Annotated in this window: 11 protein-coding genes; 5 read left to right on the top strand and 6 right to left on the bottom strand. The window is 64.4% G+C overall.

Going from position 1 to position 11,913, the window contains the following annotated elements; all coding sequences use genetic code 11:
* Positions 1-18 precede the first annotated feature (18 nt).
* The 5 genes from AB4Y82_RS18890 (at position 19) to AB4Y82_RS18870 (ending at position 7,609) form a co-directional block, all read left to right on the top strand.
* On the top strand, positions 19-1,584 hold the full coding sequence (locus AB4Y82_RS18890) for a S10 family peptidase (protein WP_441602005.1): 1,566 nt from the start codon (positions 19-21) through the stop codon (positions 1,582-1,584).
* On the top strand, positions 1,581-3,278 hold the full coding sequence (gene acpA / locus AB4Y82_RS18885) for an acid phosphatase (protein ID WP_441602004.1): 1,698 nt from the start codon (positions 1,581-1,583) through the stop codon (positions 3,276-3,278). The genes AB4Y82_RS18890 and acpA overlap by 4 nt, the downstream gene beginning before the upstream one ends.
* Before the next feature lie 165 nt (positions 3,279-3,443).
* Positions 3,444-3,758: an EF-hand domain-containing protein gene (locus AB4Y82_RS18880; protein ID WP_441602003.1), complete on the top strand. Its 315-nt coding sequence runs from the start codon at positions 3,444-3,446 to the stop codon at positions 3,756-3,758.
* Positions 3,759-4,666: 908 nt separating this feature from the next.
* A complete protein-coding gene (locus AB4Y82_RS18875) occupies positions 4,667-6,529 on the top strand; it encodes a M1 family metallopeptidase (protein WP_441602002.1) in 1,863 nt (620 codons plus the stop codon).
* Positions 6,530-6,604: 75 nt separating this feature from the next.
* Positions 6,605-7,609, top strand: a complete 1,005-nt coding sequence (locus AB4Y82_RS18870) for an alpha/beta fold hydrolase (protein WP_441602001.1) — start codon at positions 6,605-6,607, stop codon at positions 7,607-7,609.
* A 49-nt stretch (positions 7,610-7,658) separates the two neighbouring features.
* On the opposite strand, the gene AB4Y82_RS18865 is transcribed toward AB4Y82_RS18870, so the two are convergent.
* From AB4Y82_RS18865 to AB4Y82_RS18840, 6 genes are all read right to left on the bottom strand, one after another.
* Entirely contained in the window at positions 7,659-8,237 is a 579-nt protein-coding gene (locus AB4Y82_RS18865; protein WP_441602000.1) for a methyltransferase family protein, read from the bottom strand.
* Positions 8,238-8,336: 99 nt separating this feature from the next.
* The gene (locus AB4Y82_RS18860; RefSeq protein ID WP_441601999.1) at positions 8,337-8,909 is read right to left on the bottom strand and encodes a hypothetical protein; all 573 of its coding nucleotides are present in this window, start codon (positions 8,907-8,909) and stop codon (positions 8,337-8,339) included.
* On the bottom strand, positions 8,906-9,271 hold the full coding sequence (locus AB4Y82_RS18855; protein ID WP_441601998.1) for a hypothetical protein: 366 nt from the start codon (positions 9,269-9,271) through the stop codon (positions 8,906-8,908). Before AB4Y82_RS18855 ends, AB4Y82_RS18860 begins: the two co-directional genes overlap by 4 nt.
* Positions 9,262-9,939, bottom strand: a complete 678-nt coding sequence (locus tag AB4Y82_RS18850) for a sigma-70 family RNA polymerase sigma factor (protein ID WP_441601997.1) — start codon at positions 9,937-9,939, stop codon at positions 9,262-9,264. The genes AB4Y82_RS18855 and AB4Y82_RS18850 overlap by 10 nt, the downstream gene beginning before the upstream one ends.
* Positions 9,940-10,006: 67 nt before the next feature.
* A complete protein-coding gene (locus tag AB4Y82_RS18845) occupies positions 10,007-10,777 on the bottom strand; it encodes a M48 family metallopeptidase (protein WP_441601996.1) in 771 nt (256 codons plus the stop codon).
* A 155-nt stretch (positions 10,778-10,932) separates the two neighbouring features.
* Positions 10,933-11,850, bottom strand: coding sequence for a recombination-associated protein RdgC (locus AB4Y82_RS18840; RefSeq protein ID WP_441601995.1), 918 nt, complete (start codon positions 11,848-11,850; stop codon positions 10,933-10,935).
* Positions 11,851-11,913: the final 63 nt, after the last annotated feature.

The raw sequence follows: 11,913 nt of genomic DNA, 5'->3' as shown, positions 1-11,913 counted from the left end.
CCAACGAGACGAACTGACATGCGCAAGCCTCACCTCGCTACGCTCGCCCTCGCCACCATGCTCGCCCTGGGCACCCTGCCGCTGCACGCGGCCGACACACCCAAGGACGCGCCCAAGTCCGAACACGGCGACAAGGACAAAGACAAGAACGCCGACGAAAACGCGCAGCCCACGCCGCCCGAGCGCAGCGTAGTGACTAAGCACAGTGTGCGCGTCGGCAATCGCACCATCAGCTACACCGCCACCGCCGGTCGCCTCACCATCCGCGACGACAAGGGCAAGCCGACGGTGAGCTTCTTCTATGTCGCGTACACCGCCGATGGCGGCAAAAACAGCAAGCGTCCGGTGACGTTCTTCTACAACGGCGGCCCGGGCTCCTCGTCCATGTGGCTGCACATGGGTTCGTTCGGACCGGTGCGCGTGGCCAACGACGGCGACAAGCCGATTCCGCCGGCGCCATATCGCTGGGTGCCCAACGATCAAAGCCTGCTCGACAAGAGCGATCTCGTCTTCATCGACGCACCGGGCACGGGTTACTCGCAGCTCGCCGGCAAGACCGAAGGCAAGGACGTGTGGGGCGTGGACCAGGATGCCGAGGCGTTCACCAAGTTCATCACGCGCTATGTGAGCGTCAACAACCGCTGGAATTCGCCGAAATTCCTGTTCGGCGAAAGCTACGGCACCACGCGTTCCGCGGTGCTGGTGAAATCGCTGCAGGAAGCGGGCATGGAATTCAACGGCGTCGTGCTGATGTCGTCGATCCTCGATTTCTCCGTGGCGGCGCCGGGCATCGACCACGGCTACATCGTGAACCTGCCCACCGAAGCGGCGATTGCGTGGTACCACAACAAGGTGCCGAACAAGCCGGCCGATATCGGCACATTCCTCGCGGAAGTGCGCCGTTTCGCTTCGGGCGACTACACGCTGGCGCTGGCCAAGGGCGACACCATCGATCCGGCAGAGGCCGATCGCGTTGCCGGCCAGATGAGCCGCTATCTCGGCCTGTCGCCGCAGTACATCAAGGAAGCCAACCTGCGCGTCAGCCCCAGCCGCTTCCGCAAGGAGCTGCTGCGCAACGAACGCCTCACCGTCGGACGTCTGGATGGCCGTTTCCAGGGTATCGATCCGGATGCCGCCGGCGAGACGCCCGACGGCGATACCGCCAGCGATGCGATCACCGGCGCCTATGTCGCCGTGTTCAACCAGTACGCCACCACGGAACTGAAGTTCTCCGACGATCGCGCCTACCTGCCCAACAACTATGGCGCCATCGGCAAGAACTGGGACTGGAAGCGCAAGAAGAACGGCGGCTGGCTGCAGGCGACCTACGTGGGCGACGACCTGGGCGATGCGATGCGTCGCAACCCGCACCTGAAGGTGTTCTCGGCGAACGGCTATTACGATCTGGCCACGCCGTTCTACGCGACCGAGTTCGACCTCACGCATCTGGGGCTGGAAGCGGCCGAACGCAAAAACGTCACGTTCGGTTTTTATCCTTCGGGTCACATGATTTATCTTGACCAGACGTCCTTGCAGCAAACCAAGGCCGATCTGTCCCGCTTCTACGACGACGCCGCACCGTGACCAAACAGCCTCCCCCGCCTTCCCCCGAATCCACTGACGAAACACCGCAAGACCCCTCGCGACGCCGCCTGCTTGGCGGCATCGCGCTGGGCGGCGCCGCGCTCGCGCTCGGTGGCACGGAGGGATTGGCCGCGGCCGCACAGCCGTCGGCGTCGCCAGCCGCACCCGCTGCCATCGACGCCATGCTGCGCAAGGAAATCCAGCAGGTCGTGGTGATCTATCTGGAGAACCGCAGCTTCAACAACCTGTTCGCCAATTTCCCGGGCGTGGAGCAGCCGCTCAGCACGCTGAAGCCCGAGTCATACCTGCAGCGCGACCGCGACGGCGCCGTGCTGAAAGAGCTGCCGCCGATCTGGCATGGGTTGGCGCCCCACAAACAGACGGTGAATCACCGCGACTACCAGGTGATGCAGGATCACCTCACCGGTTTGCCGAACGCACCGTGGGCACTGCGCACGGGCGATGGCGAGCCGCTGCCGCATGGCGTGGTGACGCGCGATCTCGTGCACGCGTTCTACGACAACCAGCGCCAGATCAACGGCGGCAAGAACGATGGCTTCGTCGCCTGGGGCGATACCGGCGCGATGGTGATGGGCCACTACGACGACAGCGCCTCGAACCTGCGCCTGTGGCAGCTCGCGCGGCAGTACACGCTGTGCGACAACTGGTTCATGGGTACGTTCGGCGGCTCGTTCCTCAATCACCAGTACCTGGTGGCCGCGCAACCGCCGTTCTATCCGAACGCGGACAAGAGCCCCGCACAGTTCAACATCGCGGTGACCGAAAGCGGCAAGGCGAACGATACGCGCCTGAAGCTGGCCGACGATTCACCGCGCAGCGCGATGGATGGCAAGCCCAAGTACGCCTCGCGCAGCCAGCTCACGCCCGACTTCTGGGCCGTGAACACCATGATGCCACCGTACCAGCCGACCAGCACGCAGTCAGGCACGAATCCGCTGCTGGCCTCCGAAGACAGCCCGAACACGCTGCCGCCACAAGTCCACAAGAACATCGGCGACGTGCTTTCCGCCGCCGGCGTCGAGTGGGCGTGGTACGCGGGTGCATGGCAGCTGGCGCTCGACGGCAAGGGCGACGGCGACGAACACCAGTTCCCGCAGCGCCCGAATTTCCAGATCCATCATCAGCCGCTGAACTATTTCAAGAGCTTCGCACCCGGCACGGAAGCGCGCACCAAGCATCTGCGCGATGGCGGCGTGGGCGAAACCTCCAAGACCAATCGCTTCCTCGCCGACATCGAAGCCAATCGCCTGCCCGCCGTGAGCTTCTACAAGCCACAGGGCGACTTGAACATGCACGCCGGTTATTCGGATGTGGATACCGGCGACCGCCACGTCATGGCGATCGTCGACGCGATGCAGAAGTCGCCCGCGTGGAAGCACACCATGGTGGTGATCACCGTCGACGAAAACGGCGGGTGGTGGGACCACGTCGCACCGCCCAAGGGCGATCGTTGGGGACCGGGTTCACGCGTCCCCGCCATCGTGGTGTCGCCGCATGCCAGGAAGGGCCACGTCGACCATACGATTTACGACACCGGCTCGATCGCGCGCTTCCTCACCCGCCGCTTCGGCCTCGAAAAGCTGCCCGGCCTGAGCATGCGCGAACAAGCCATGATCGCCGCCGGCGGACCGCCGCCCGGCGACCTCACCAACGCCCTCGACTTCAGCGCGTAAATCTCCCCTGTGCGCGCCAATCCCTGCCAGCGGCGGGGCGTGTCGCGCACAGGGTGCGCTCCCACAAGAGCTGCTGCGACGACGCCACATCGGGCGATCACCCGAACGAACCACTCACATCCCCGGTGACATACTCCGCCCGTCATTCAGGGAGAGAGTCACGCCATGCGCCAGACAGTTCTGATCATCGCCACCCTAGCCGCCTTCGCCGCCACGGCCGCCCAAGCGCAATCGGGCCTGGGCAATATCGCCAACGACGCCCAGAATCGGCTGAAGAACTTCGACATCGCGGATAAGAACAAGGATGGACTGCTGACCAAGGAAGAGGCCGAGAAAGGCCCCGTCCCGTTCATCCGCGCGCACTTCGATGCGATCGACAAGGAGCACCGCGGCGTGGTGTCCAAGCAGGATGTGGTCGACTACGTGAAGTCGATGCAGCAAGGCCACCGCGCACCGGCGCCGGCGACGTCGACGCATTGATTGTCGCTCGGTGTTGAAGCGGTCCGTCCTTCGGGAAAAGACCGGTGTTCGCGCAGCGCCTCACAGCGATGATGACTTAACGCAAACCCTCGCTTCCACCGCAACGGCTCGTCTGTGGGAGCGCACCCTGTGCGCGACAGCCACGCCTGGGTGTATTGCTCCGTAGGTTTGTCGCGCACAGGGTGCGCTCCCACAAAAAAAGTGGCGCTCGGCAACGTTGATCACCATCCACGGACGCGCGTCAACCCTTGTAGGAGCGCACTTGTGCGCGACCGCAGCGCTGGGGTGCATCGCTCCGTTGGCTGGTCGCGCACAAGTGCGCTCCTACAAGGGAGCTGCTTGACCCAGCAACGTCGCGTTGTTCGGCCTTTGATCCGGCTCTTGATCCCCGGGGTCCCCGTATGACGCGGCGGGCGGGTGGAGGAAAGCCCGAAGGGTGGCCGCATGGAAGCGGCCAGTTTTTCGACAGGACAGGGATGTCCTGTCGAAAAACCCCGTAACCCGACCGCGCACCTGGAGGGCCGCAGGCCCGGAAGGCGCGTCATCCGGGGGGCCCTTTCTTTTGGTTACTTTTCTTTGGGCAAGCAAAGAAAAGTGACCCGGGCCGCGGCAGCGGCACGGAAGCCCGCGGCAGGCGAGCCAGGTCGCGATATCGCGACAATCGAAGACCGAAGCTACTGAATGACCAGCCATTCGGCAGTTGTGAAGCACTTCCGGCCTGCGCCGGGATGACGGGCAAAAGAAGACTGAGGCACCTCCAGACAACGAGGCAAGGTTGACCCCTCACCCCAACCCTCTCCCCAAAGGGGAGAAGGAGCCAAACCTCCGCCCCCAGGGTGACCTCCCACACCCGCGCCCCCTCACCCTCCAATGGCATACTCCCCCTTCCTGCTTTTGGAGCCTCCCCGATGCGCCCGTTCCACCTCCTCGCCTTCGGCGCCCTCGCGCTGCCGCTGAGCGCCTTCGCCGCCGACCCGCATTCCTATGCCCAGCCCGACCAGGTCCGCGTGACGCATCTGGATCTGGATCTGAAGGTCGACTTTCCGCACAAGCAGCTCGATGGCAAGGCCACGCTGAAGCTGGACTGGAAGGACGCCAAGGCGCAGTCGCTGGTGCTCGATACGCGCGACCTGAAGATCGCCCGCATCGAAGCGGTTGACGCCGCGGGCAAGACCAGCGCGCTGAAGTACGCGCTGGCGCCGCGCGACAAGGAGCTGGGCAGCAAGCTCACCATCGCCGCGCCGCAGCATCCCTCGCAGGTGCGCATCGTCTATTCGACCGTGCCGACCGCCTCGGGCCTGCAGTGGCTGCCGCCGGAACAGACGGCGGACAAGAAACTGCCCTTCATGTTCTCGCAGTCCGAATCCATCCACGCGCGCTCCTGGGTGCCGCTGCAGGATTCGCCGGCGATCCGTTTCACTTATGACGCCCACGTCACCGCACCGAAGGACGTGCGCGTGGTGATGAGCGCGATCAACGACGCGAACCATCCGTTGAACGGCGACTTCACCTTCAACCAGCCGCACCCGATTCCCTCCTACCTGCTGGCGATCGCGGCGGGCGATATCGCAGCGAAGGAAACCGGTCCGCGTTCGGCCGTCTATGCGGAACCCAGCGTGGTCGGCAAGGCCGCCAAGGAATTTGAAGACACCGAGAAGCTGATCAAGACCGCCGAGTCGCTCTACGGCCCGTATGCGTGGGGTCGCTATGACTTGCTCGTGCTGCCGCCGTCGTTCCCGTTCGGCGGCATGGAAAACCCGAACATGACCTTCGCCACGCCGACCCTGCTGGTTGGCGACAAGAGCCTGGTCTCGGTGATTTCGCATGAGCTCGCCCACTCGTGGTCGGGCAACCTGGTCACCAGCGCCGCGTGGCGCGACATCTGGCTCAACGAAGGTTTCACCACCTACGTGCAGGGCCGCATTACCGAAGCGGTGTACGGCAAGACGCTGGCCGACGAGGAAGCGCTGATTTCCGCGCGCGGCCTGGAGAAGTCCATCCGGGACAAGACCATTGCACCGAACGCGCAGCGCCTCGCACCCAAGCCCGGCATCGGCGCCGACGATTCGATCTCCGAAGTGCCGTACGACAAGGGCAGCTGGTTCCTTCGCACGCTTGAGCAGCGCTTTGGCCGAGACACGTTCGATGCCTATTTGAAGGGCTATTTCGCGCACTTCGCGTTCCAGAGCATCGACACCGAACAGATGCTCGATTACCTCAAGGCCAATCTGTTCGACAAGAACCCGGGCAAGATGAGCTGGGCCGACGTGCAGCAGTGGGTGTATGAACCGGGCATTCCCAAGGATGCACCGCTGCCCGATTCGCCGCGCTTCAACGCGATCGACAAGGAACGCGCCTCCTTCCTTGCCGGCTCGCTCGCCGCCGACAAGCTCGACGCGAAGAGCTGGAACACGCAGGAATGGATGTACTTCCTCGACGGCCTGCCGGACGTGACGCCGCTGGACAAGATCAAGCAGATCGACGCTGCCTGGCATCTCACCGGTACGCCCAACGCCGAGATCGGCATGCGCTGGTATAGCCATGCCATCGCTGCGGGCGACAAGGACGTGTGGCCGGCCGCTGCCGAGCACATGACGCGCATCGGCCGTCTCTACCTCACCATGCCGCTGTACAAGGCCTTCGTGAAGTCGCCGGAAGGCCTGGCTTATGCGCAGCAGGTTTATGCGAAAGCCAAGAGCGGTTATCACCCGTTGACGCAGGAAGCTGTGGAATCCGTGTTCGCCAAGGCGAACAAGGGCGCCAGCAAGTAAGTTCCGCGCGCGCCTCCTTGCAAAGGGAGGCGCGCGACGCCATCGATAGCTGCGATCCCCACCATTGGTTCACCCATGACTTCCAAGAAAGCGACGACCACCACGCCCGCTCCCACGCGCCCGCTCTGGCAGCGACTGGCCCTGCGCCGGCTAAAATTCCTCGGCTACGTGGCCGGTTTGCTGGTCGTGGTGCTGGGTGGCTCGTACCTGTTCGCACCACAGTGGCTGATGAGCGCCGACATCAAGCGCCAGATGATGGCCGCGCATGTCGAGAAGCACTCGGTGCAGGTCGGCGACACCAAGTGGGTGTACTACGAAGGTGGCCAGGGTCCGACCCTGCTGATGCTGCACGGTTTTGCCGCGAGCAAGGAAGTGTGGCTCAAGCAGATGGAATTGCTGACGCCGCATTTCCACGTGATCGCGCCCGATCTGCCGGGCTGGGGCGAGTCCTCGCGCGTCGAGGGCGCCAGCTACAACATTGACGCGCAAGTGGCGCGCCTGCAGGGCTTTGTCGATGCGCTGAACTTGCCGAAAGTCGTGCTGATCGGTCATTCGATGGGCGGCGCCATCGCCGGCGTCTTCGCCGCCGAGCACCCCGAGCATGTCGCCGAACTCGCCCTGCTCGATTCGTTCGGCCTGAAGACCAACGAAAACGAATTCTCGCGCGAAGCTCTCGCTGGCAAAAACCTGTTCGCCTTCGACAATCGCGAGCAATTCGCCAAGGCCACTGCCTGGGCATTTGCCAAGCCGCTGGATATTCCCGGTCGTTTCCAGGATGTGCTGATCAAGCGCAACCAGGAAAACCGCGCCTTCATCAACCAGACTTTCAACGAGCTGCGCGACCCGTCGCAGTATCTGTCGCTGCAGAACCGCCTCGACAAGCTCGGCATGCCGGTGCTCGGCCTGTGGTGCCATGACGACAAGATCGTCGACATCTCTGCGCTCGACAGCCTGCGCAACGGCCTGAAGAACGCCGCCGCTATCAGCACCAGCACGATGACCGGCTGCAATCACATGCCGATCATGGAGAAGCCGGACGAGACGGCGCGCATCCTTACGCAGTTCACGCTGTCGCACTAAGCTCAGTATCGCCGGATGGCTTTGCGTCATCCGGCCGTCTAGCGCTGTTCTACAGCACGCCCGGAATCAGCGCCTTGGTGCGCTGCATATAGCTCTCGTAAGCCGCGCCGAAGTTCTCGCGCATCCAGCGCTCCTCAAGTTTCAGCTTGAACCAGAACGACACGGCGACGATGACCACGCAGATCGCGCCGCGCCATTCGCCGATGGCCATCGCCGTGCCGAAGAAGGCCAGCAGCAGACCGGTGTAGATCGGATGGCGCACCCAGCGATAAGGGCCACTCTGGATCAGCTCGTGATCCTTCTTCACCTGCACCACCGAACTCCAGTTGCGTCCGAGCACGTAACGCGCCCAGCAGGCGAACGCGACACCGAGCATGGTAAGCAGCGCACCGAGTACCGCCACTGCATCGCCAGCCGGATACATGCGCGTGCCCAGCCACGTGCCGCGAAACCAGTCGCCGGGTCCAATCAGCGCAATGGCAATGATCAGCGGCAACCAGTACTTGAGCAGGCGCGGCAGGATCGGCTCCTTGCGCTGCGCTCCCTTGACCCGACGCCAGCCCCACAACCAGTACAGCGTAAAGATCAGCCACATGGTCTTGATGAACGGACCGATCGGCAGCTCCATGTCACTCCCCCTGAGTCCCCGGTGAGCACTCAGGTTCCACCCTTGGTCGCGTACGCGCAAGATGGCCCGCCGCGCGTCCCTGCGCAGACGGGCCCGTACTTACCTGGCGAATTGCAGATTGACCGGCGCTGCCGGCAAGGCATGCGGCTGGCTGCCGGTGGTCGGCACGCTCGGGTCGACCACCTCGAAGGCGAGGCCATCAGCCCATACCTCGCCGCGGTTCTGAAGCAGCAGGCCAAAGGCGATGTCGCGGGCATTGCCGGGCACGTCGAGCACCACCTCGAAGCGCTGCCACGGCTTGTCGCCTTGCGGTGCGCGATCTTCCATGTTGTCAAATGCCGCGGGCTTCTTGTCCGCGCCGTCGACGCGCATCCACAGCTGTCCCTTGCCCGCGTCCCTGGTGCGCAGGTAACCGGAGAACCGCACGCGCTTGCCTTGATACGCGGTGGCGCCGACGGTCTGCATCAACGTTGCGAAACCGTGGTTGTCGGTGGTGGCGCGAAGAAACGCGCTGGTCGCGCCTGACGTGCGGGTCGACGATTCCGTGCCGGTTTCAAAGTCGGTGGCAGCCGTCCCGTTGACGTAGACGAACCAACCGGGAGGCGCGGCGGCATGCGCGGCGCCGGCGAGGCCGGCAGCAAACAGCACGGCGGTTGCGAGCAGCTTTTTCATGGGGCATTCCTTGTCGTGGAGGGAGAGTGGGTACTGCTGACGTTCAACAGAAAACGATCGAGCTCACCGCCGGGAGGCGTGACATCCATCTGCAGCAACTCGGCGCGCGATGCACCGGCGTCGTAGCCCGCCATGGGGATGGCCGTGCTTGTCGGCGGATGGGGATGGCCTTGCCAGGCGGCCCACAGCAGCACTGCCGCGGCAATAGCGGCAGGCCACGCCGCGTGCCGGTTCCAGCGGCGAAACACGGAGGCCCGGTTGGCGGCACGCAGGATGCGCGCATCCATCAGCGGCGTTGGCGCCTCACGCGAGGCCTGGCGATAAAGCAGCAACAGGTCATCCATCTCATCGGTCATCGCCATGGCTGCAAAGCCTCCCGCAATTTCTGCTGCGCATAACGCAGGCGGCTCTTCACCGTTTCGCGCGTAGTGCCGGTGGCTATGGCGATATCCTCGAGGCTGAGTTCGCCTTCGGCCTTCATCAGGAACGCTTCGCGTTGCGGCAGCGGCAGCGCCTTGACGGCGGCGACCAAGGCTTTGCCCAGCGCGTCGTTGTGCAGATGACGGTCGGGCGCATGCAGCAGCGGCGCGGCATGGTGCTCGAGCGCGTCCTCTTCCTGTCCATGGGGATCGATCGCATCAGGCGCATGCCGACCCAGCGTGCGCCAGCGATCCGCCGCACGACGATGCGCGATGCCGAACAACCATGCGGCGAACGAAGCTTCGGGCTGAAAGTGTTCCTTGCCGTGCACCACGGCCATCCAGACGTCCTGGAACACTTCTTCGGCCTCGCTGGATTTACCCGCCAGGCGCAACGCATAGCGATGGAGCTTCTCGCGATAGCGTGCATAGAGGATGCGGAAGGCGTGCACATCGCCGTTGCGATAGCGCTGCATGCATTCGGCGTCGCTCAGCGATGAGCTGTCGGTGACTTGGCCGGCGTGCGGTTGCGACAGTTGCTGCTGCAGATGCGCAAGCGCCAGCTCGCAAGCTTGCGTCCAGTCCGTTGATGGCGCGATGGCGGCCGACATGGCGTCCTTTCCGTTGGCGATACTTTCATATTCGCCGGGAATGCCGGAAAGGGGTTAAACGAAAAGCTCAGTCCGCCACGTCGGCAATCAGACGATCGAGTTCGGTCTTCAGCCAGGCGCCATTGAGGCGCAACCAGTCGCGTTGCTCGCGCCATTCGGGGAACAGCAATTCCACCTGCGCCCAGAAACGCGGCGCGTGGCTGCGCACCTTGAGGTGACACAGCTCATGGGCGAGCACGTACTTCAAGGCGTTGGGCGGCGCCAGCGCCAGCGCGAGATCGAGGTTGATGCGATCGCGCGTGTCCAGGCTGCCCCACAGGCTCTTCATCGGCCGCACGCGCAATGCCGTAGGCGCCAGCCCCAGCTGCGGCACATAACCTGCCAGCCAGCGCGACACATCGCGACGGACCTGCGCTTCGAAATACGAAGCGAGCAAGCCGCGCGCCACCGGCACCGCACGCGTATGCGGTCGGGGGATCACCAGGGTGAGCGTGCCCTCGCCGGCTTCGACACGCGGATACGGACCTTCCGCCCAATCGAGCTGCACGGTTTCGCCGCGCAACGGAAACTCCGTGGGCGTACCCACGCGCAGCGGCGGCAAGGGCTTCACGATCAGATGCAACTCGTCGAGCTTGCGCTCCAGCCAGTCAGCGTGATGGCGCAGAAACGCGCTCACCTGTGCCGGATGCGTGCCATGCGGATACGACACGCGCGCACCCTTGGGCGTGACCGTCAGCCGCAACCGGCGCGCGCGCGGATGGGCGGCCTTGAGCACACGGATGGTGCTGCCGCTCGCGGTGGCCAGTTCCAGCCAATCGCCTTCAAGATGCTGCGTCATGTCCCCGCCTTAACTGCTTGGCGTCCAGGCCGATCGAGTTCCAAAGGACGACCAGTGTCCCAGAGGAAATGTGGGGGGAGCATGCAGGCTTCGCAAGGCGAAGCGATGACCGTCCCGACCGTACGGTCGGGACGGAAAACCCTGAACGGAGCGGCTCAGGCCTCAGCGGGACGCGGCAGGCCGAACCATTCCTCAAGCTTGCCCAGCAGGCGCTCGACCTCGAGGGTCAGCAGGGTGAAGGTCGCGTCAGCCTCGGCGGCTGCGTCGGGATGACTGTCGCCCAGTTCCTCGGTGATCACGTCCAGGAACTTGAGCTTGCGCACGATCAGGTCCTCGCCAAGCACGAAGCTCATGCGCTCATCGAAGGTGAGACCGAGCTGGAACACCTGCTTGCCGTTGCGCAGATGCTCCTTCACTTCCTCGCCATCGAGGTCCTGGCGGCGGCACTTGGCGATGGCGCCGGTGGCGGAGGCCGGGTCGCGCAGCTCCACCTCGTCGCCCAGCGCCAGCCCGGCCGGCAGGTTGCCGTTGGCCAGCCAGTCGGTCATGAGCACGCGCGGGCCCTCTTCCGGTGCCAGCGGGACGGCCGGGAAGCTGCCCATCGCTTCGCGGATCTGCGTCAGCGTGTTCTCGGCGGACTTGCGGCTGGAGGTATCGAGCACCAGCCAGCCGTTCTTCTTGTCCACGTAGGCGCGCTGGCGGGAGCTGCGGATGAAGGCGCGCGGCACCAGTTCGTTGAGCACGTCTTCCTTGATGCGCTTGCGTTCGCGGCCACCGACCTTGCGGCCCTCTTCTTCGGCGATCTTCTGAACACGGCGGTGAAGTTCGTCGTTTACCACCGAACCGGGGAGGAGCTTGTCCTCACCGCCCACGGTGACCATGGTGCAGGCATTCACTGCGTGGGTGAGCGGGGCTTCATCGCCCCGACCTACCGGCGGCACGAAACCCTTGGTGCCCATTTCCAGCGGGCCGCAGGGGCGCAGGCGATGGTCGCCCAGCGCTTCGTCGAGGCGGTTCAGGTCGTCGGCAATGGCGGGGGAAAAGCGGAACAGCGTGAGATTGCGGAAGAACATTCGGTATCCGTATTTTTTCTGCCGTCACCCCGACGAGGGCCGGGATCCAGGTGCGATGGGCAT

It is taken from the genome of Dyella sp. 2YAF14, from assembly GCF_052114725.1.
Lineage (GTDB): Bacteria > Pseudomonadota > Gammaproteobacteria > Xanthomonadales > Rhodanobacteraceae > Dyella.
This window is presented reverse-complemented; position numbering and strand designations above follow the sequence as displayed.